Origin of the sequence: Microbacterium sp. NPDC058389 (assembly GCF_042722305.1) — a bacterium.
GTDB lineage: Bacteria > Actinomycetota > Actinomycetes > Actinomycetales > Microbacteriaceae > Microbacterium.
Genome location: NZ_JBHXJQ010000025.1, coordinates 16,011 through 35,893 on the forward strand (window position 1 = coordinate 16,011; position 19,883 = coordinate 35,893).

The window sequence follows — 19,883 nt, forward strand, 5'->3', positions numbered from 1 at the left end:
CGCAGGGCGGCTCAGTCCGACGAGCGGAGGATGATCGCCTCGGTCGGCGGTGCGGGATCGTGCGGGTGCCCGACGTAGCCGATCGCCTCCAGGAGCGCGTGGCGGAACTCGGCCGGCCGCTCCAGGTGCGGCGAGTGTCCGACGCCCTCGAGGCTGATCTCGGCGACCTCGCCGCCCGCGGCGGCGTAGCGGCCCAGCACGTCGCGGGTCTGCGACACCATCTCCTGCGCGGGGGCGATGTCGTCGCCGGGCCAGCCGGGGATCACGCCCAGCTTGCCGAGGTTGTTGAGGTCGTAGAACGAGGAGTCCGACACGATGGCGTCGGCGGTGCCGTGGATCCACAGGATCGGCGGCTTCGGGTCGAGGTCGACGATGCCCGACACGTCGAAGTGTCCCGGGGTCATCGTGTTGAGCACGCCGATCCCGCCGGCGCCGAAGCCGGGCCAGCTCTCGCTCGTGACGGCGTCGCCGGGGTAGTTGCCGGTCGCCGTCGAGGTGCTCAGCATCGACTCGACCCACACGTCCTCGTGCTCGGTGGTGTAGCCGGCGGCGACGTAGCCCGAGCGGAAGACGCTGCGTGGCGAGGTCGGCGCCTCGTCGGTCGCGTCGTGGTCGTTCAGCCGCTCGACGAAATCGGGGTTGGCGCCGCCGCCGCCGCAGCCGGCGTCGTCGTCGGTGAGGCGCGAGCCGTCGCGGCGCGTGCCGCCGAAGCCGTACGGCGAGACCGGCGCCTGCAGCGTGAGGCTCAGCACCGGGTGATCGAGCGCGTACTGCATGACCACGCCGCCGCCCATCGACCACCCGACGAGGTGGGCGGTCTCGATGCCGAGCGCCGTCAGCGTCGCGTGCAGGTCGTCGCTGAAGTCGCGCACGCCGCGCGTCGCGTCGACGGGGGCGTTCTCGGTGTCGCCGAACCCGCGCAGGTCGACCGCGATGACGCGCAGGTCGGAGGGGAGGTCCTGCATCGTCTCCTGCCAGAACAGCGAGGACGAGACGTTGCCGTGGATGAGGACCACGGTGCGCTCTGACGGGGCGGCGGGGTCGTCGCCCGTCCGCTCCAGGATGTTGACGGACAGCTGGGGCGTCTCCACGGTGCGTGCGGTGATGCCGTCGAAGAGGGTCATATCGGGATTCTCCACGTCACGCGGAGGCCCCTGCGCCCCCGCCCTTCCGAGAATAGACCGGGCCGAGCGCTTTGTGAATCAGCTTTCAGGTTCCGTACGGGAGCAGAGTGGATGCCGCACCGCAGGCGGTGCGGCATCCACCGGTCATCCGCCCGCCGGCGCCTGTCCCGTGTAGAACGCGAAGGTGCTGTCGGCGGCGCGTGCGGCGTCTGCGGCATCCGCTCCGGACTCCTCGTGCGCGGTGCCCCATGCGTCCGCCGCGCCGCGGTAGAACGCGCGGCCCTCGTCGGTGAACGCCCATGCCTCGGCCTGCTCGGGGGAGGGGCCGTCGCCGCCGGAGAGGTGCAGCGCGAGTCCCAGCAACCCGCCGTCCCAGCCGACGCCGGTGGCGCCGGGGCCGTAGGTCTCCCAGAACCCCGGGGGCACGTCGTCGGTGCGGGCGACGTGCTCCAGCTCGAGCCGCGTCGCGTCGTCGCCCTCCGCGGTGAGGCGCACGGTGAGCCACGTCACGCCGCCGCCGTACTCCCACGTCGCCTTGTAGTGCGCGGCGCCGCCGGCAGGCGGCACGCACTCCTGGATCTCGCCGCCCGCGTTGTTCTCGATCTGGTAGCGGCCGCCCACGCGCAGGTCGCCCGCGATCGGGAGGAACCACCGGGCGATCCGCGGCGCCGTCGTGACGGCATCCCAGACGTCGTCGATGGGTGCGGGGTAGGTCTGCGCGAGCGTCTGCACGCGCGACGGGAACCCGTCGATGTCTTCGTCGGCGATCTCGCGCGTCACCGCGTCGAGCTGGCCCTGTACGTCGACCATGTCAGTCCTCCTGAGGTTCGGTCGTCTCCGGGTGATCGGTCTCATCGGTATCGGCATCCCGCTCGGACTCGCGCTCGGCCGCCAGTCGTTGCTCGCGGCGGCCGCGCGCGAGCTCGGTCGCGAGTGCGTCGAGGTGCGGCTGCCAGAAGCGGCGGAACGGGTCGAACCACGCGGCAGCGTCGGCCAGGGGTGCGGGCGCGATCGCGTACAGGCGCCGCGTGCCGTCGGGGCGCACAGTGGTGAATCCGGACTCGCGCAGCACGCGCAGGTGCTGCGACACGGCCGGCTGCGAGATGCCGAACTCGCCCTGCACCTGGTCTCCGATCTCGCCGGCGCTGAGCTCGCCCTCCGCGAGGAGTTCGAGGATGCGCCGGCGCACCGGGTCGCCGAGGATGTCGAGCGCGTGCATGGACCAATGATTGCGCGCAGACTTATATAAGTCTAGAGTGATCGAATGGATGCCGCCACGCCTCGCTCGTAGGATGACGGCATGCCTGACAACGCTCCCGTCCTCCCGCCCATCGCGATCCTCGGAGCCGGCTCGATGGGCGGCGCGATCGCCCGCGGCCTGTCGCGCTCGGGCCTCGCGGCCGGGGGAGTGACCGCCACCAACCGGTCGCTCGCGAGCGCCGGCGAGCTGGACGGCCTGGCCGACGTCACGAGCATCGCCCTCGAGGCGCAGCCCACCGGCAACACCGAGGCCGCTGCCGCCGCCGGGGTCGTGCTCGTGGGCGTCAAGCCCGCGATGGTGCCCGACCTGCTGCGCGAGATCGCCCCCGTGCTGCGCCCCGGAACACTCGTCGTCAGCCTCGCCGCCGGCGTCACGATCGAGACGTTCGAGCAGATCCTCGGCGACGACGTCGTCGTGCTGCGCTCCATGCCGAACACCCCCGCCCTCGTCGGGCGCGGGGTCACCGGCCTCGCCGCGGGGTCGCGCGCCGACGCCGCGGCGGTGGCGACCGCGCGACGGCTCTTCGAGACCGTGGGCACCGTGATCGAGGTGCCCGAGTCGCAGATCGACGCGCTGTCGACGATCTCGGGCTCGGGCCCCGCCTACTTCTTCCTCGTCGTCGAGGAGTTCACGAAGGCCGCGATCGGCAAGGGCTTCGCCGAGCCCGAGGCGCGGCTGATGGCCGAGCAGACCTTCATCGGCGCGGCGGCGCTGCTGGAGGCATCCCCTCACGATCCGGCCGAACTGCGCCGGCAGGTGACGAGCCCCAAGGGCACCACCGAGCGCGCCGTCGCCGTGCTGCAGGACGCGCGACTGGACGAGGTCTTCGCGCGCGCCACCGACGCGGCCCTCGCCCGCGCGAAGGAGCTCGCCGCCGGGGCGTGAGCGTCAGCTCTTGCTCGCCTGGTCCATCCACCACTCGGTGAAGGCGTCGGCGCGGCCGTCGCCGGCGAAGTCCACCACCCACAGGTTGCTGTAGGTCGTGCCGGCGTCGTAGCGCGTCACGCCCTCGATGATCGCGCGCCGGCCGTCGACCGCGGCGACCGCGCCCTCGAAGCGGAAGCTGCCGGGCTCGTCGCGGCGCTCGATCCAGGCCGCGACGATCGCCTCCTGCCCCTGCAGCGGTGTCGTCCACGGCTCGAACCGGTACACCGCGTCGGGGGCGAAGATCGCCCGGATGTCGTCGGGCGCGTTGGACTCCCATGCCCGCAGGTAGCCGTCCAGCCATGCACGTGCGACCGACAGCGTCTCTTCTCGTTCGCTCATGTGGGCAGTCTGCGCCGGGGCGCCGACATCCGTGTGGATCAGCGCTCGAGCGAGGCGAACCGCTCGATGTCGGAGTTGGTGCCCGACACGATGATGAGGTCGTGGTTCGTCACGACCGTGTTGGCCTCCGCGTAGCGGAACGGCTTGCCCGGGCTCTTCACTCCCACGACCGTCACGTTGTACTTGGTGCGCACGCCGGACTCGTTGAGGCCCTTGCCGCGGATGAACTTCGGCGGGTACAGCTTGGCCAGCGCGAAGTCGTCGTCGAAGCGGATGAAGTCGAGCATGCGGCCGCTCACCAGATGGGCGACGCGCTCGCCGGCCTCGCGCTCGGGGTAGATGACATGGTTGGCACCGACGCGGGCGAGGATCTTGCCGTGCGACTGCGACACCGCCTTCGCCCAGATCTGCGGCACCTTGAGGTCGACGAGGTTCGCCGTGATGAGGACGGACGCCTCGATCGACGAGCCGACCGCGACGACGGCGACCTGGAAGTCCTGCGCGCCGATCTGCTTCAGGGCGTCGATGTTCTTGGCGTCGGCCTGCACCGTGTGCGTGACCCGCTCCGACCACTTCTGCACGAGATCGAGGTTCTCGTCGATCGCGAGCACCTCGCGGTCCAGCCGATCGAGTTCGCCGGCGCACGCGGCCCCGAAACGACCCAGTCCGATGACCAGGACGGGTGCATCGCCCCTCATCCGCTCAACCAACGATCGGCCTTTCAACGGGCAGCGAGTACAGCTGCGAACGGTTCGACGCGGCCACGGCCGCGGCGAGAGTCACTGTACCAACGCGACCCATGACGATCGTGATGGCGAGGACGTAGACGGCGGCATCGGGCAGCGTCTCGGTGAGACCCGTCGACAGTCCCACGGTCGCGAAGCCCGAGATGACGTCGAACAGCACGTCGCCGAGATCCGCCTTCGTGATCTGCGTGATGATGATCGTCGAGATCGCGACGATCGTCGCCCCCCACGCCACGACCGACAGTGCGACCCGCAGCACATCGCTCGGGATGCGGCGGCCGAACACCTGGTTGGACGCGCGGCCCTTCGCCTCGGAGATGACCGCGAGCGCGATGACCGCGAGCGTGGTGACCTTGATGCCGCCGGCGGTCGACGCGGAACCGCCGCCGACGAACATGAGCATGCAGGCGACCAGCAGGCTGGACTGGTTGAGCTCGCCGATGTCGAGGATCGCGAAGCCGCCGGATCTCGTCATCGCCGAGAGGAAGAACGCCTGGAACGTGGTGTCGAACGCGTCGTTGGTGCCGAGCGTGAGCAGGTTGTCGTACTCGAGCACGAGGAAGACGACCCCGCCCAGGAAGAACAGGCCCACCGTCGTGATGACGGTGAGCTTGGCGTGCAGCGACCAGCGGCGCACGTGCCACAGCTGACGGCGCAGCGTGTAGATCACGGGGAAGCCGATGGACCCCAGGAAGACGCCGGCCATCAGCACCGTGAGGAAGAAGTAGTCGTGGCGGAACGGCTCCAAGCCCTGCGGGTTGGGGGTGAAGCCGGTGTTGGTGAACGACATCGCCGCGTAGAACGGCGCCTCCCACAGCGCGACGTGCCACGGCACGCCGGCGAGGAGGAGTCCGGGGTACAGGAGGATCGCGATGCCCGCCTCGATGACGAGGGTCGACAGCGCGACCGTCGCGAGCAGGCTGCCGATCTGGCCGAGCTGGACGGTCTGGCTCTCGTTGACCGGCCCGCCGTGGGTGCGCAGCGGGTTGGTGTCGCTCGCGGCGATGAGCTTGGCCCGCAGGCCCAGGCGGCGCGAGATGACCAGGCCCAGGATCGAGGCGAGGGTCAGCACGCCGAGTGCGCCGATCTGCACGCCGACGAACACCAGCACGTGGCCGAAGGGCGACCAGTGCGTCGCCATGTCGACGGTTGCGAGGCCGGTGACGCAGATGGTCGACACGGCCGTGAAGAACGCGTCCGCGAACGGTGTCGTGACGCCGTCGGCTGCCGCGACGGGCAGCGAGAACAGCACCGTGAAGACGAGGATCAGCGACAGGAAGATGATGATCGCGAAACGGGCGGGGGAGCGCTGGGTGAGATCGCGGAAGAACTCCATGAACCCGTGACCGATCGCCCGGACGCGACCCGCCGCACTGACGGGGGCGCGCCTGCCATCCGTCATTCGGAGTCCTCCCTGGGCGAATCGGCACGCGTGCACCCGACACCCCGTGGGGCCAGGCGGTCGTGCTCATGGTACTCGGCAGGGGTCCCGACTACTCTGAGCCTATGGCGGACATCTTCGACGTGATCGCGGACGGAACGCGTCGCGACATCCTGCGACTGCTGCTCGATCGCTCATCCGCCGGGGAACGCGGCACCAGCGTGTCGCACATCGTCACAGAGCTCGGCGCCAGCCAGCCGACGGTCTCGAAGCACCTCAAGGTGCTCCGCGACGCGCACCTCGTGTCGGTCCGCGAAGAGGGCCAGCACCGCTACTACAGCCTGTCGGCCGCGCCGCTGGACGAGGTGGACGACTGGCTCGTCCCGTTCCTGGACGACGAGGGTGTCGTCGGCGCCGACGTCGCCGCCACGTCGCTGACCGAGTCCGCCGCGCACGCCGCGGACGTGGTGGGCCGGGCCGCGGCCTCCGCCAAGCACGCGCTCGAGAACGCGCTCAGGAAGCTTCCCGGGCGCTGACCGTTCGACAGGCTCAGGGACCGATCCGGTGGCTGAGCCTGTCGAAGCGTCTGTCAGCGCCGGCCGCTCTTGCGGCCGAACAGCCACGCGCCCCACACCGCCGAGACGGCGAGGATCAGCGCGCACCAGCCGATGGCCCACAACGGCTCGGTGCCGAGGTCGGTGCCCATCAGCAGCCCGCGGATGGTCTCGATGATCGGCGTGATCGGCTGGTTGTCGGCGAACCACTGCAGCCACGTCGGCATCGTGTCGACGGGCACGAAGGCGCTCGACAGGTACGGCAGGAAGAGCAGGATGAACCCGTAGCCTGACGCGGCCTCGGGGCTGCCGGCCGCGAGGCCGATCGCCGCGAAGAGATACGTGATCGCCAGGATGTACAGCGCGATGACCGCGGTCGCCGCCACCCAGGCGGCGACGCCTGCGCTCGGCCGGAATCCGACCAGCAGTGCGACGCCGATGACGACCGCGGTGGCCAGCAGGTTGCGCGCGAGGCTCGAGATCACATGCCCGGTGAGCACGGCGCCGCTGCGCAGCGGCATCGTGCGGAACCGGTCGATGATGCCGCTCGACATGTCGCGGGCGACATACGTCGCGGTCGTGGCGGCGCCGAAGCCCGCGCACAGGAGGATGATGCCCGGCACGACGTAGTCGACGTACGATCCGGCCGGGTCGAGGGCGCCGCCGAACACGAACGTGAACAGCAGCATGAGCATCACGGGCAGCATGATCGACATGCTGAGCGACTCGCCGTCGCGCAGCGACTGCGTCATGCTGCGGCGGACGAACACCGCTTCCGCGGTGAATCCGCGCAGGCGCGGGCGGGGGACCGACGCGGCGGCGGTCGGGGCGATGGTGGTCATGCGAACTCCTCAGCGGTGTCGAGGGCGGATGCCGTGCCCGGCGCTCCGGTGAGCGACAGGAAGACGTCGTCGAGCGTGGGGCGGCGCAGCGTGACCTCCGCCCCCGACGCGTCGTCGACGTCGAGCTCGGCGATGGCGGCGCGCAGGCCCGCGACGCTGCCGTCGGTGGAGATCTCGCGCACCACGGCGCCGTCGGCGCCGGTGAGGACCACCGTGTCGGTGCCGACGAGCGCCTTGAGCTCGGTCGGGGTGCCGGTGGCGACGACCGCACCGCCGTCGAGGACGGCGATGCGGTCGGCGAGCTGATCGGCCTCTTCGAGGTACTGCGTCGTGAGGAAGACCGTGGTGCCCGCGTCCGACAGCGAGCGGATGACCTCCCACAGGTCGCGGCGGCTGCGCGGGTCGACGCCGGTCGTCGGTTCGTCGAGGAACAGGACCTCGGGCACGACGACGAAGCTCAGCGCCAGGTCGAGGCGTCGTCGCATTCCGCCGGAGTACGTGCGGACGCCGCGGCCGGCGGCATCCGTCAGTGCGAACCGCTCCAGGAGCTCGGCGGCGCGAGCGCGCGCCCGGTGCGGCGACAGGCCCGACAACCGGCCGAGCATGACGAGGTTCTCGGTGCCCGTCAGCATGTCGTCGACGGCGGCGGACTGGCCCGTGAGCGCGATGCGCTGGCGCACGGCGTCGGGCTGGGTGGCGACGTCGAAGCCGGCGACGGCGGCGGTGCCGCGGTCGGGGCGCTGGAGCGTCGTGAGGATCGAGATGGTGGTGGTCTTGCCGGCGCCGTTGGCGCCGAGCAGGGCGAAGATCTCGCCGCGGGGGACGACGAGATCGAGACCGTCGAGGACGACGGAGCGCCCGAAGCTCTTGCCGAGCCCGCGGATGTCGATGGCGGGAGCGTTCATGCGAGGCATCCTTCCGTGTGTCAGTGAAACTGTTTATAACCGCAACTGTTTATGACGGTAACACACTGTTTACGCGATAAACAGTCCTAGGATGACGACATGACCGAAGACCTCGAGCCCGAGCTCCCGCGCGGCATCGCCCTCGCGTGGGGCGTGGCGGCGAGCCCCCAGCGCGGTCCCAAGCGCGAGATGAGCGTGGAGCGCATCGTCGAGGCCGCCGTCGAGATTGCCGACGCGGACGGGCTCGGGGCGGTGTCGATGGCGGCTGTGGCCGCGCGCATGGGCTTCACGCCGATGTCGCTGTACCGCTACGTCAGCGCCAAGGAGGACCTCGTCCTCCTCATGCAGGAGGAGGCGACGGGCGCGCCGTCCGACGCCGTGCGCGAGGCGGGCGGGTGGCGCGAGCAGCTCGAGGTGCTGTTCCGGGAGCAGCTGCAGCACTACCTGCGGCACCCGTGGGTGCTCGACATCCCGATCTCGGGTGTGCCGGCGACCCCCAACAGCGCCGCCTGGATGGATGCCGGCCTGAGTGCGCTCGCCGAGACGCCGCTGACGTACAACGAGCGTCTCGCCGTCATGCTGATCGTCACGGGGACCGCGCACTGGGCGGGGACCATCCTCGCCGGGTACACCCGCGTCGAGCGAGAGCTGGGCGGCGGAACCGATGCCGTCGCGCGCAATGAGGACGCGATGTTCCGTTCGCTCATCACCGCCGACGCGTATCCGCATCTGCGTGCGGCCATCGAATCCGGGGTGTTCCTGGAGAACACCGACCCCTTCTCGTTCGCGCTGGACCGAGGGCTCGAAGGTGTGGCGGCGTACATCGCCCAGGTCGGCGAGGGACGTCGTGAGCAGCGCCAGCCGTGGATCGCGGCAGACGACGCCGACATCGCCGACGACAAGAGGTTCCGCGAGGCGCGCAAGGCCGTGCGGGACGCCGAGAGGGTCCTGCGGGCCGCGCGAAAGGTCGAGCGTCAGACCGCTCGGGAGGCACGGGAGCGTCGCGCCAAGCAGACTCCCGGCGGCTGAGCCGGGTGATCCCGTGCGTCTCATGAGTCACACGGGTTTACACGCGTCCCGACGGCGTTCTAGGCTGTGCACAGCCGCATCAGGGCTTCGTCCTGCCGCGGTGAAACTGGGGAAGGTGAAGGACATGGCAGAACTGTCGGACGTGCGCTTCCTCACGGTCGCCGAGGTGGCCGAGCTGATGCGCGTGTCGAAGATGACGGTCTACCGTCTCGTGCACTCGGGAGAGCTTCCCGCGGTGCGCTTCGGACGCAGCTATCGTGTGCCCGAATCGGCGGTCACCGAGGCCCTGCAACGGCCCATCGCCGACGTCGGCTAGACTGTTCCGAGGCATTTTCCGTATCTGCCCGTTCCCGGGCGCCGCACACGCCGCGCCCAGACCCCGACATAGTGAGGTTTTCCGTGGGTTCTGTCATCAAGAAGCGCCGCAAGCGCATGGCGAAGAAGAAGCACCGCAAGCTGCTTCGCAAGACTCGCCACCAGCGCCGCAACAAGAAGTAAGCGGCATCCGCACCTAGCGCCTGTCTTCGGACGGGCGCTTCGTGTATCTCCCCGCAGGATCCGAAAGGCCGTCATGAAGTCCATCACCGTCCAGCAGCTGCGCGAGCGGGTCGAGACCCCGCTCATCGACGTGCGCGAGATCGACGAGTTCGCCGCCGGCCACGTGCCCGGCGCCGTCAACATCCCGATGTCGGTCATCGGCGGACGCCTCGACGAGCTCCCCGACGGCGCGTTCGATGTCATCTGCGCGGTCGGCGGCCGCTCGGGCCGGGTCGTGGAGGCCCTCGAAGCGCGCGGCTACGACGTGACCAACGTCGACGGGGGCACGAACGAGTGGATCGCGGCCGGCTTCCCGGTCGAGGCCTGAGCGCGGACGCCGGGCACGGCATGACCACGCTGACGCTGATCGGCAAGCCCGACTGCCATCTGTGCGACGTCGCGCGCGAGGTCGTCGAGACCGTCGTCGCCGACCTTCCCGAGGACGCGGTCGAGGTCGAGGAGCTGTCGATCGCCGACGACCCGGCGCTCTACGCCACGTGGTGGGAGAAGATCCCGGTCGTCCTCATCGACGGCGAGCTGCACGGCCACTGGCGCGTGTCGCCCGACCGCCTGCGCGCGGCGCTGGACGCCGCGCGCTGACCGCGGTCACTTCTCGATCTCGACGACCTCCGCGCCGGGCGCGTTCGTCTTGATCGACTCGATGCCGTTCAGGGCGCTCGCCTTCGACGCGTACCCCTGGCTGCTCGCGATCACCTGACCGTTCGACGCCTTCAGGTTGAAGCGCCAGTCGCCGCCCTTGTCGACCCACAGTTCGAACTTGCCCGCCATCGGAACCCCCTCGATAGAAGCTGATGCGGGACGGATGCCGCGCATCCGGCGCCTCGCGCCGGGTTCACGCTATCGGCGTCGGGGGTGCAGCGGAAGAGCCGTGCGCGCTCTCATGCCGTGACGCGGGGACGCACCGTCACGGGTGCCGCCGACAGCGCGATCCGCACGCGCTCGTCGTACTCGACGCGATCGGCCGCGGCGTGCTGCACGCGGACGAGGGCGCCTTCGGCGGTGCGTACGAGGGTGCGGCGGTAGCTGCCGAGGAAGGTGCTCTCCTGCACGACCGCGTCGACACCGGGCTCGCCGGCATGAACGAGGCGCACGTTCTCCGGACGCAGGAACACGTCCACAGCTCCCGCTTCGACGGGCGACTCGAGCGGCAGCGGCACGCCCCACACTTCGACGGCGCCGCCGACGACCAGGCCCTGCACGATGCTCGATATGCCGATGAACGCGGCGACGCCGGGCGTCGCGGGGTGCAGGTACAGCTCCTCGGGCGTGCCGATCTGCTCGATGCGGCCCGCGTCCATGACGGCGATGCGGTCGGACACCGCGAGGGCCTCCTCCTGGTCGTGGGTCACGAACACCGTCGTGATGCCCAGCCGCAGCTGGATGCGGCGGATCTCGTCGCGCAGCTGCACCCGCACCTTGGCGTCCAGGGCCGACAGTGGCTCGTCCAGCAGCAGCACGCGCGGCTCGGTGACGAGGGCGCGGGCCAGGGCCACGCGCTGCTGCTGACCGCCGGAGAGCTGGTGCGGGAAGCGGTCGGCGAGATGCCCGAGCCCGACGAGCTCGAGCGCGTCGGCGGCGCGGGCGGCGGCATCCCGCTTCGCGACCCCGCGACGGCGCAGCCCGAACGCGGTGTTGTCGGCCGCGCGCAGGTGGGGGAACAGCGAATAGGACTGGAACACCATGCCGATGTCGCGCTTGTTCGTCGGGACGCCCGACACGTCGGAGCCGCCCAGGCGCACCTCGCCGGCCGTCGCCTTCTCGAGCCCGGCGAGCACGCGCAGAGCCGTCGTCTTGCCGCAGCCCGAGGGGCCGAGCAGCGACACGAACTCGCCAGGTGCGATGTCGAGGTCGACGCCGTGCAGCACGCGGGTCGCGCCGTACTCCTTGACGACGCCGCGGAACTCGACGCGCGTGCCCTCGCCGGTGCCGGCGAGCAGCAGGTTGTCGGACGTCGCCGGCAGCGTCCGGGGCGGGGTGTCGGCGGTGGTCATGAGGGGGTCCTTCCCGAGCCGGCGCGTCCGGCGCGGCCGATGATGAGCAGCAGCACGAAGGCGAACGCCAACGCCAGCAGGGTGAAGATCGCGGCGGCGTAGGCGTCCTGCCGGTTGATGACGACGAGGCCCGTCTGCAGCACCTGGCGGTTCAGCAGCGACGCGATCGTGAACTCGCCCAGGACGACGGCGACCGAGATGAGGGATGCCGCCAGCAGCCCTTGCCGCAGGTTCGGCGCGATCACGCGCACGAGCACGGTGACCCAGCCTGCGCCGAGCGTGCGAGCCGCCTCGGACAGCGTCTTGACGTCGACGGCGTCGATCGACGCCTGGATCGAGCGATACGTGAACGGCAGCACGAGGATGCCGTAGGCGAAGGCGAGCGTCCACGCGCCGGTGCCGAGGGTGCGACCGATCTGCAGGTAGATCGGCGCCAGTCCGACGACGAGCACGATCGCGGGGATCGTGATCGGCAGCAGGGCGAGGAACTCGAAGCCGCGCCGCAGCCGCGGAAATCTCAGCGCCACGAGCACCATCGTCGGGGTGAACAGGAACAGCACTATCAGCACCGTCACACCGGCGAGGATCAGCGAGTTCGCGAGCCCCGTCCAGATGGGACGGTAGCGTGCCGCGTTGGCCGGATCGAACAGCGCGAGCCAGCGTTCGGCGGAGTACGAGCCGTCGGGCGACGACAGCGTGAAGAGGAACGTCGCAAGGAACGGGATGACGAAGACGAGCCCGACGACGATCGCGATGATCCAGCGGACGAGGGGCGAGGGGGCGAGCGTGTTCATGCCTGCCACCTCGCCGCGCGGCGCTGGATGAGGGAGTAGGCCCACATCACGACGGCCACCACCACGATCATGCCGAGCGCGAGCGCGCCGGCGAGGTTCTCGCGGCCGAGCAGCGTCTCGCTCGTGAGGGCGGTCCGGATCTGGAGCGGCACGATCTGCGAGCCTTGGCTGGCGAGCGCCGCCGCGGTCGCGTAGGACGAGAACGCATTGGCGAACAGCAGCAGCAGGCTCGCCAGGAACGACGGCGCGAGCACCGGGACCCCGACGAAGCGCCAGAAGCCGGCGGGCGTGCCGCCGAGGGTCAGGTGCGCCTCGGCCCACTGCGGCCGCAGCGCCGCGAGCGCCGGCATGAAGGTGAGGATCATGAGGGGCACCTGGAAGACGAGGTAGGCGGGGATGAGTCCGGGCAGCGCGTAGATCCACGCGCCGCCGGCGAAGATGTCGATGCCGAGCACATCGCGCAGGAACCGGGTGACCACACCCTGCGTGCCGATGGCCGCGATCATCGTGAACGCGAGCATGACGCCGCCGAACTGGGCGAGGACGCCGGATGCGGCATCCACCGTCGTCCGCACGAATCCGGTCTCGGCGAGCCCGAGCATCGCGTAGCAGACGAGCGCGCCCACGACCGCGCCGATGACGGCGGTGAGGATCGACACCCACGTCGAGTTCCAGAAGGTGGCGAGGATCACCGGGTCGCCGAGGGCGGCGAGGTTGTCGAGCGTGAAGGCGCCGTCGCCGTCGAACAGCCCCGACGCGACCGCGATGGCCGTGGGCAGGGCGAGGAACAACAGGACGTAGGCGGCGAACGGCGTAAGGCCGAGCCACGACCAGTCGGGCGCGGGGCGGCCCCGCCGCGCCGGAGCGGATGGCTCCGGCGCGGCGAGGTCGGTCACGCGGTCCTGGTCGGGACCGGTGAGAGTGCGGGCGGTCGTCACTGGACCGCTGCGGCCCACTCTTCGCCGAGGAGCGTGCCGGCGTCGGCCGACTGCTCCTCCGTGGGGACGACGGTGTCGTCGGGCGCGGTCGGCAGGGCGTCGGCGAGCTCCTGGTCGATGGTGCCGGCGGCGATCATCGCCTCCATGCGGACCGGGCGCGCGCCGCCCTTGAGCCAGAGGTTCTGTACGTCGTCGCTGTACAGGAACTCCTGCCACAGGCGCGCGGCAGCGGGGTGCGGGGCGTCCTTGTTGATGGCCTGGTTGTAGTACCCGGCGTAGCCGACACCCGGGAAGACCACGGTCTTCCATGTCGGAAGGTCGGCCGTGTGTGCCGCGTTCAGGTAATCCCAGTCGAACACGACGGGCGTCTCACCGCTGGCGACGGTCGCGCTGGTGACGTCGAGCTTCAGCATGTTGCCCGCGGCGTTGAGCTTCGAGAAGAAGTCGATGCCGGGCTGGTAGTCGTCGAGCGTGCCGTCCGACTGGACCGTCGCGAGTCCGACCGCGGCGAAGGCTGCACCGGCCTGCGTGGGATCGCCGTTGATCGCGACCGCGCCCTTGTACGCCTCGCCGAGCAGGTCGTCGAGCGTCTCAGGGGCGTCGAACCGCGCCGAGTCGTAGCCCACCGACATGTAGCCGCCGTAGTCGCCGACGAACAGGCCGGTCGGCTCCTTGAGCGCGTCGGCGATGTCGTCCCAGTTCTGGACCTGGTACGGGGCGAACTTGTCGGTGTTCTGCAGCGCGACCGTGAGGCCGAGGTCGAACACGTCGGGCGCCGTATCCAGACCCGCGTTCGTCTCCGCGGCCTGGATCTCCTCGGCGCTGGACACGTCGGGCGACTGCTCGTTGATCGTGATCTCGGGATAGCGCTCGGCGAACAGGTCGATGATCTCGCCGTAGTTCGCCCAGTCGCGCGGGAGGGCGATGACGTTGAGCTGGCCTTCGGCCTTGGCAGCCGTTTCGAGGTCCTCGAGCGAGCCGAAGTCGGACAGGCTCGTCGCCGCGGCGGCGTCGGCGGACGATCCCTCGGCGTCGGCGGCCGGCGTGCTCGCGCAGCCGGCGAGCGTGAGCACGGCGACCGCTGCCGCCGCAGCGCCGAGCAGCAGCCGGCGCGAAGTGATGTGGGACATGTGCGTTCCTCTCGGGTTGCCGCGCGCAGGCGTGTCGGGACACTGCTGCGAGCGGGGACGAGAGGACGCTACGGACGCGCGGTGAAGCATCCCCCGGCCGCGGGTGAACAACCCGTGAGCATCAGGTGTCGCGCGGCGATGCGACGACGGGGGATGTCCGACGCAGCCGGTCGGCCGTGCGCGGAATCCGCCGTGCACGGCCTACGAGCCGACGTCGTTGCGCATCGCCGTTCGGCGCAAGGATCCGAGGACGAGCAGAATGCCGGCCAGCCCGAGGATCGATCCCAGGAACGGGAACAGCCCGATCTCCGCCGTGAGCTGCGGCCCGCCGTCGGATACGAGGAGGATGACGGCGGCGATGACGAGGGTCACCCCGATCAGGGCGGTCGTGAGCTGGCTCACGAGCGAACGGACCCACCCGCGCTCCTTCGGGTCGCGGAACATCCGCAGGTTCATGCCGAACGTCCCGTTCTCCAGCGATGCGCCGATCGTCTCGATCCGGCGGGGGAGCCGTCGCAGCTGCTCTCCGGCGACCTGGAGCTGCACCCGCGCATCCGCGAGCACCCCACGCGGATCCACGGCGATGCGCGCGAAGTGGGGAGTGCGCTCGAGCGCGCGCTCGACCATCTCGTAATCGGGGTCGAGGTGCCGGAGGGTTCCCTCGAGCGACCCGAGGGTCCGGAACACCAGGGCGAGCTCGGCAGGAAGCGCCAGGCGGTGACGGCGGAGCACGTCGATCACCTCGCGGAAGATCGTGGCGTCGCCCCGCCCGTTGTGGACGCGCGTGAGGATGGCGCCGATCTCATGCTGCAGCGCGCTGCGGTCGAGGCCTGAGCCGTCCGCGGGCTCCTCGACGATCATGAGGAGCAGGTCGGTGAGGGCGATGTCGTCCTCGGCGGCCATCGCCGACATCATGGCGATCAGCACCCGGCGCATGCTGCGTTCCAGCACGCCGATCGAGCCGAAGTCGATGAGGGTGATCTCGCGGTCGGGGCGGAGGATGACGTTCCCCGGGTGAAGATCCGCGTGGAACACGCCCCGCAGCGCCACCTGTTCGAAGATGGCGTCGACGAGCGTGTCCGCGATGTCACGTGCGGTCGGCGGCGGCGTGATCGAGGTGACCGAGACGCTTCCGCTCACGGGACCGGCGTCGAACTGCCGCGCGGTGGTCTGCTCGCGCGGCGGCGCGTCGTCCATATCGGCGGGCAGCGCGCCGTGGAGATCTGAGAAGGGGATGCCGACGACGCGTTCCTGCACCATCATCTGCTTCGTGCACAGTGCCGGGTACACCTCGGGGACGTGGACGTTCCGGACCGTGGAGCGCGCCATGGTGTCGCGCAGAAGCTCGGTGTTGTCCATCTCGATGCGGTAGTCGAGCTCTTCGGTGAGCGCGCGGACGAACTCGTCCACGAGCGCCTGCACCCCGTACGCGCGAGCCCAGTCGCTGCGACGTTCGGCGTCGGCCGCGAGGCGCTGCAGGATGTCGGTGTCGACCTGGACGGAGGCGCGCGCATCGGGCCTCTGGACCTTGATCACCACGCTCGGCTCGGCGCCGCCCGGCTCGGCGGGCCGCAGTCGTGCCGCGTGGACCTGGGCGAGGGATGCCGCGGCCAGGGGCTTCTCGTCGATCCAGGCGAACGTCGCCTCGAGCGGGCCGGACAGCTCCGCCTCGATCGCGGTCCTGATCGCATCCCAGGGCAGCGGGGTGGTGTTCATCTGGAGCGAGGCGAAGGCGTCCGTGAACTCTCTCGGCAGCAGATCGTCGCGCGTCGAGAGCACCTGCCCGATCTTGACGAAGGTCGGGCCGGCCTCGTTCAGCACCGCGACCAGTGCCGCGGGAACATCCTCGCCGTTGCCGCTGCGGTGGCTGCCGTACAGGCTGAGGCCGTGCTTCGACGCGATGCGCAGGACCTCCGCGTACCGGCGCATCCGCGCCCGCCGATGCAGCATCCCCTGGACCGCACGGACCGGGTGCCAGCCTCGGCCGGACGGCCAGAACAGCTCGATCACCATGATCACGGCGACGGCGATGGCGAACTGCCAGCCCAGGGCGACCGCGATGATGACGATGCCCAGCCCGCCGGACACATCGAATCCGCCGTCCGAGATCACCCCGCCGGACTCGAGTGCGGCGCGCACGAGCGGCACGGTGAGGGCGTACACGATCGCCACCAGGACGAGCGCGCGGATCCAGCTGATGGTCGCCCCGAGCACATGCTGCGAGACCCAGGCGGCGCCGATGGCGAACACCACCCCGATCAGCACCGTCACGAACGCTTCGAGCATCGACAAACCCCCCGGTCAGTGGAGACCGAATATACCGAGCGGCGGATCAGGCGGTCAGGCGCGCCCGGAGGGCGTCGAGCTCGGCGTCGGTGAGGCCGCCCGCGCGCAGGTACGCGGCCGAGCCGCCCTGCGCGTCGACCCACGCGAGCGCCTGCTCGATCGCAGGGGCCGGCGTCGCGGTCACGAGCGCGTCGAGTTCGGGCGTGAGGGGCAGGCCCATCGCCGTGATCATGCCACGCATGCGGTCGGCCCACGGGCCTGCGAGGTTCTCGGCCGAGACGGCGTAGTCGGCGACGACGGCGGAGCGCTCGGCGCCGACCGCGTCGAGCAGCAGGGCGACCGAGACGCCGGTGCGGTCCTTGCCGGCCGTGCAGTGCACGAGCACTGCCGTGGGCGAGTCGTCGGTGGATGCCGCCACCAGGCGTGCCGCCTCGGCGAAGGAGGCGCCGCCGTGCTCGAGCATGGAGACGTACAGGTCGCCGAGGCCCGGCAGCTGAGCCAGCGCCGCAGCGATCGCCTGCTGCGCGGCATCCGGATCCGGCGCCTCCAGGGCCGCCTGCGCGAAGCCGGTCATCGCGCCCTCGAGAAGGGGCAGCGGGACCACCTGGAACGTCCGGCCCTCGGGCAGCACGTCGGGCGCCATGCCGCGCTCCAGGTCCGTGCGGAAGTCGGCGATCACGCCGATGTCGGATGCCGCGAGCTGCTCGATGCCTGCCGGCGTGAGCGTGCTCAGAGCCTCGGACCGGTAGAGCACGCCTGTGCGCGTCGCGCCGCCGGTCGTGAGGGGCATGCCGCCCGTGTCGCGGAAGTTCTGCAGTCCATCGATCGTGGTCACCCGATCCACCCTATGGGCGGTATGGGCGGCACCGGCGTCCCCTCCGCTCCCGTGTCGGCGCCGGGCGTGCGGTCAGCAGATGCGCCGCAGCAGCAGCACGCCGTCGTCGAGGTGGGCGGGCGTCCCGTCGGGCGCGGTGGCCTCACGGCGGCGGATCTCGACGATCTCGACCGCCCATGCGCGTGCATCGAGGTCGAGCAGCGCGAGCTCTTCGTCCGGCGTGCGCATGACCGGCGCGTGTGCGGGCACCTCGCGCGCCCACGGCGGCGGGGCGGCGTGCGACACGACCAGCAGCCGGCCGCCGGGGGCGACCCGCCCGCCCGCGTCGCGCAGCAGGTGCAGGCGGGGGAAGTCCGGCTCCCATGAGTGCAGGAAGCTCGCCAGGACGAGATCGAATTCGCCCGGGACGGATGCCGCGCCGTCGCCCACCCGGAACTCCGCGTCGACGCCGCGCGACGCCGCCAGCGCCGCGGCGCGACGCACGGCCGTCGCCGAGACGTCCACGCCCGTCGCGCGCCAGCCGTGCTCGGCGAGCCAGACGGCGTCGCCGCCCTCGCCGGAGCCGACGTCGAGCGCGCTGCCGGGCTCGAGCCCCGCGACCACGGCGGCCATCGTCGCGTTGACGCGACCCGACCAGAAGCGGTCCTCGGCCGCGTAGCGCTCTTCCCACGCGGCGGTGCGCTGCGCCGCGCGCTCCGCGACGGCGTGGTCGAAATCCTCGGCCACGAGCATCGCATTGACGCCGGCGCCGGCCATCGCGCCCGCGCCCATCGACAGGGGCACGTTGCCGAACGGCGCGATGGCGTTGCCCGCGGCGAAGACGCGCGGGTGGCTCGTCGCGCCGCGCGGGTCGGCGACGAGGGGAGCGCCCGGCGCGTCCGCGCGCGCCAGCCCCAGGCTCGCCACGAACCCGAGGTCGAGCACGGGGGCGCCTGCGGTGAACAGGGCGTCGACGACGTGCTCCGCACCGTCGGCCGTCGTGAGCGCCAGGGCGCCGTCGCGTCCGGTCGCCTCGCGCACCGCTGTCGAGACGATGCGGACGCCGCGCGCGGCGAGCCGCACGACCGACCGCTCGTCGAACGGCTCGGCCGCGAACACCGTGACGTCGTCCGAGAGCTGGCGGACGAGTTCGATCTGGTGGAGGCTCGCCGGCGACGTCGCGAGGACGGCGAGGCGACGCCCGGCGACCTCCCAGCCGTGGCAGTAGGGGCAGTGGAGCACCGTCCGCCCCCATTCCTCGCTGAGACCCGGCACGTCGGGAAGGTCGTCGCGGATGCCGGTCGCGATGACGACGGCGCGCGCGGTGTCGACCGTCCCGTCCTCGCGGGTGACGGTGAGCCGGTCGCCCTGGCCGGTGACGTCCGCAACCGTGCCGGTCGCGAACTCCACGCCGTACGCGCGCGCCTCTGCGCGCCCGGTCGCGAGCAGCTCGGCGGGCGGCGTCCCGTCGTGGCCGAGCACGCCGTGCATGTGCGCCGCGAACCGGTTGCGCGGCATCCCGCCGTCGATCACGAGGGTGCGCCGCAGCGACCGCCCCAGCATCTGGGCGGCGCTCAGTCCCGCCACACCGCCGCCGATGATGACGGCATCCCAGTCGTTGTCCATGTCTCCAGCCTCGCTGCTGGGTCACGATCTGGCAAACAGGTTTGCAGAAATGGCAAGATGAAGGCATGGACGCACTTCTGGATCAGGTGGGACCACGGCTGCGGGCGGCGCGCAAGGACCGGGGCTGGACGCTCGACGACCTCGCACAGCGCGCGGGGATGTCGCCCAGCACGCTGTCGCGTCTGGAGGCCGGCAAGCGCCAGGCGTCGCTCGAACTGCTGCTGCCGCTCACGCGTCAGCTCGGCATCCGCATCGACGACCTGCTCCCGGAGGCACCGGCCGATCCGCGCGTGCACCGCGCCGTCGAGCGGCGCGACGGCATGGTGATCGCACCGCTCACGCTCGACCACTCGCCGGTGCAGACATACAAGGTGACCTTCCCCGCCGCGAAGCAGGCGCCCGAGCCCCGCGTGCACGACGGCTACGAATGGCTGTACGTGCTGAGCGGCCGGCTGCGCCTCGCGCTCGACGACCACGAGCACATCATCGAGCGCGGCGAGGCGGCCGAGTTCGACACGCGCCTGCCGCACAGCCTCAGCGCGACCGCCGACGGCCCGGCCGAGGTGCTGAGCATCTTCAGCGCCTCGGGGGAGCGCATGCACACGCACGGAGCCCCGTGAGCGCGGGTGCGCTCACGG

General features: G+C 71.0%; 24 protein-coding genes. 8 read left to right on the forward strand and 16 right to left on the reverse strand.

Going from position 1 to position 19,883, the window contains the following annotated elements; genetic code table 11:
* Positions 1-11 precede the first annotated feature (11 nt).
* The 3 genes from ACFWJ8_RS20345 to ACFWJ8_RS20355 all read right to left on the reverse strand — a co-directional run bounded on the left by ACFWJ8_RS20345 (position 12) and on the right by ACFWJ8_RS20355 (position 2,343).
* Positions 12-1,124: an alpha/beta fold hydrolase gene (locus tag ACFWJ8_RS20345; RefSeq protein ID WP_378814981.1), complete on the reverse strand. Its 1,113-nt coding sequence runs from the start codon at positions 1,122-1,124 to the stop codon at positions 12-14.
* A 144-nt stretch (positions 1,125-1,268) separates the two neighbouring features.
* Entirely contained in the window at positions 1,269-1,934 is a 666-nt protein-coding gene (locus ACFWJ8_RS20350) for an SRPBCC domain-containing protein (RefSeq protein ID WP_378814983.1), read from the reverse strand.
* A 1-nt stretch (position 1,935) separates the two neighbouring features.
* Positions 1,936-2,343, reverse strand: coding sequence for an ArsR/SmtB family transcription factor (locus tag ACFWJ8_RS20355; RefSeq protein WP_378814985.1), 408 nt, complete (start codon positions 2,341-2,343; stop codon positions 1,936-1,938).
* An 81-nt stretch (positions 2,344-2,424) separates the two neighbouring features.
* On the opposite strand from ACFWJ8_RS20355, the gene proC reads away from it, so the two are divergent.
* Positions 2,425-3,270 (forward strand): pyrroline-5-carboxylate reductase, encoded by an 846-nt coding sequence (proC, locus tag ACFWJ8_RS20360; protein ID WP_378814987.1) that lies wholly within the window; start codon positions 2,425-2,427, stop codon positions 3,268-3,270.
* Between the two features lie 3 nt (positions 3,271-3,273).
* Here the strand turns inward: proC and ACFWJ8_RS20365 are convergent, their stop codons facing one another.
* The 3 genes from ACFWJ8_RS20365 to ACFWJ8_RS20375 are packed head-to-tail and all read right to left on the reverse strand — an operon-like array spanning position 3,274 to position 5,733.
* Positions 3,274-3,651: a nuclear transport factor 2 family protein gene (locus tag ACFWJ8_RS20365; RefSeq protein ID WP_378814989.1), complete on the reverse strand. Its 378-nt coding sequence runs from the start codon at positions 3,649-3,651 to the stop codon at positions 3,274-3,276.
* 38 nt (positions 3,652-3,689) lie between these two features.
* Positions 3,690-4,349, reverse strand: coding sequence for a potassium channel family protein (locus ACFWJ8_RS20370; protein ID WP_378814990.1), 660 nt, complete (start codon positions 4,347-4,349; stop codon positions 3,690-3,692).
* A gap of 4 nt (positions 4,350-4,353) precedes the next feature.
* Positions 4,354-5,733 (reverse strand): TrkH family potassium uptake protein, encoded by a 1,380-nt coding sequence (locus ACFWJ8_RS20375; protein ID WP_378815022.1) that lies wholly within the window; start codon positions 5,731-5,733, stop codon positions 4,354-4,356.
* Positions 5,734-5,903: 170 nt separating this feature from the next.
* Here ACFWJ8_RS20375 and ACFWJ8_RS20380 point away from each other — a divergent pair, with 170 nt between their 5' ends.
* Complete coding sequence (locus ACFWJ8_RS20380; RefSeq protein ID WP_378814992.1) at positions 5,904-6,314, forward strand: ArsR/SmtB family transcription factor; 411 nt, start codon at positions 5,904-5,906, stop codon at positions 6,312-6,314.
* A gap of 53 nt (positions 6,315-6,367) precedes the next feature.
* On the opposite strand, the gene ACFWJ8_RS20385 is transcribed toward ACFWJ8_RS20380, so the two are convergent.
* Positions 6,368-7,174 (reverse strand): ABC transporter permease, encoded by an 807-nt coding sequence (locus tag ACFWJ8_RS20385; protein WP_378814994.1) that lies wholly within the window; start codon positions 7,172-7,174, stop codon positions 6,368-6,370.
* Positions 7,171-8,079, reverse strand: a complete 909-nt coding sequence (locus ACFWJ8_RS20390; protein WP_378814996.1) for an ATP-binding cassette domain-containing protein — start codon at positions 8,077-8,079, stop codon at positions 7,171-7,173. The genes ACFWJ8_RS20385 and ACFWJ8_RS20390 overlap by 4 nt, the downstream gene beginning before the upstream one ends.
* Positions 8,080-8,178: 99 nt before the next feature.
* Between ACFWJ8_RS20390 and ACFWJ8_RS20395 the strand changes: the two genes are divergently transcribed.
* From ACFWJ8_RS20395 to ACFWJ8_RS20415, 5 genes are all read left to right on the forward strand, one after another.
* Complete coding sequence (locus ACFWJ8_RS20395; protein ID WP_378814998.1) at positions 8,179-9,108, forward strand: TetR/AcrR family transcriptional regulator; 930 nt, start codon at positions 8,179-8,181, stop codon at positions 9,106-9,108.
* 124 nt (positions 9,109-9,232) lie between these two features.
* The gene (locus tag ACFWJ8_RS20400) at positions 9,233-9,424 is read left to right on the forward strand and encodes a helix-turn-helix domain-containing protein (protein WP_163618319.1); all 192 of its coding nucleotides are present in this window, start codon (positions 9,233-9,235) and stop codon (positions 9,422-9,424) included.
* 83 nt (positions 9,425-9,507) lie between these two features.
* The gene (locus ACFWJ8_RS20405) at positions 9,508-9,606 is read left to right on the forward strand and encodes a 30S ribosomal protein bS22 (RefSeq protein ID WP_003792170.1); all 99 of its coding nucleotides are present in this window, start codon (positions 9,508-9,510) and stop codon (positions 9,604-9,606) included.
* Positions 9,607-9,679: 73 nt separating this feature from the next.
* Positions 9,680-9,973 (forward strand): rhodanese-like domain-containing protein, encoded by a 294-nt coding sequence (locus tag ACFWJ8_RS20410; RefSeq protein WP_378815001.1) that lies wholly within the window; start codon positions 9,680-9,682, stop codon positions 9,971-9,973.
* 20 nt (positions 9,974-9,993) lie between these two features.
* Positions 9,994-10,245 (forward strand): glutaredoxin family protein, encoded by a 252-nt coding sequence (locus ACFWJ8_RS20415; RefSeq protein WP_378815003.1) that lies wholly within the window; start codon positions 9,994-9,996, stop codon positions 10,243-10,245.
* 6 nt (positions 10,246-10,251) lie between these two features.
* On the opposite strand, the gene ACFWJ8_RS20420 is transcribed toward ACFWJ8_RS20415, so the two are convergent.
* From ACFWJ8_RS20420 to ACFWJ8_RS20455, 8 genes are all read right to left on the reverse strand, one after another.
* Positions 10,252-10,434, reverse strand: coding sequence for a YegP family protein (locus tag ACFWJ8_RS20420; protein WP_378815005.1), 183 nt, complete (start codon positions 10,432-10,434; stop codon positions 10,252-10,254).
* A 110-nt stretch (positions 10,435-10,544) separates the two neighbouring features.
* Positions 10,545-11,657 (reverse strand): ABC transporter ATP-binding protein, encoded by a 1,113-nt coding sequence (locus ACFWJ8_RS20425; protein ID WP_378815007.1) that lies wholly within the window; start codon positions 11,655-11,657, stop codon positions 10,545-10,547.
* Positions 11,654-12,451 (reverse strand): ABC transporter permease, encoded by a 798-nt coding sequence (locus ACFWJ8_RS20430; RefSeq protein ID WP_378815009.1) that lies wholly within the window; start codon positions 12,449-12,451, stop codon positions 11,654-11,656. The genes ACFWJ8_RS20425 and ACFWJ8_RS20430 overlap by 4 nt, the downstream gene beginning before the upstream one ends.
* Entirely contained in the window at positions 12,448-13,347 is a 900-nt protein-coding gene (locus tag ACFWJ8_RS20435) for an ABC transporter permease (RefSeq protein WP_378815024.1), read from the reverse strand. The genes ACFWJ8_RS20430 and ACFWJ8_RS20435 overlap by 4 nt, the downstream gene beginning before the upstream one ends.
* A 38-nt stretch (positions 13,348-13,385) precedes the next feature.
* Positions 13,386-14,519 carry an ABC transporter substrate-binding protein gene (locus tag ACFWJ8_RS20440; protein ID WP_378815011.1) on the reverse strand — a complete coding sequence of 378 codons (1,134 nt, stop codon included), beginning with the start codon at positions 14,517-14,519 and terminating at the stop codon, positions 13,386-13,388.
* A 201-nt stretch (positions 14,520-14,720) separates the two neighbouring features.
* Entirely contained in the window at positions 14,721-16,805 is a 2,085-nt protein-coding gene (locus ACFWJ8_RS20445) for an ABC1 kinase family protein (RefSeq protein ID WP_378815013.1), read from the reverse strand.
* Between the two features lie 46 nt (positions 16,806-16,851).
* A complete protein-coding gene (locus tag ACFWJ8_RS20450) occupies positions 16,852-17,640 on the reverse strand; it encodes a tyrosine-protein phosphatase (RefSeq protein WP_378815015.1) in 789 nt (262 codons plus the stop codon).
* Positions 17,641-17,712: 72 nt separating this feature from the next.
* Positions 17,713-19,245, reverse strand: a complete 1,533-nt coding sequence (locus ACFWJ8_RS20455) for an FAD-dependent oxidoreductase (protein WP_378815016.1) — start codon at positions 19,243-19,245, stop codon at positions 17,713-17,715.
* 65 nt (positions 19,246-19,310) lie between these two features.
* Between ACFWJ8_RS20455 and ACFWJ8_RS20460 the strand changes: the two genes are divergently transcribed.
* Entirely contained in the window at positions 19,311-19,865 is a 555-nt protein-coding gene (locus tag ACFWJ8_RS20460; RefSeq protein ID WP_378815018.1) for a helix-turn-helix domain-containing protein, read from the forward strand.
* Positions 19,866-19,883: the final 18 nt, after the last annotated feature.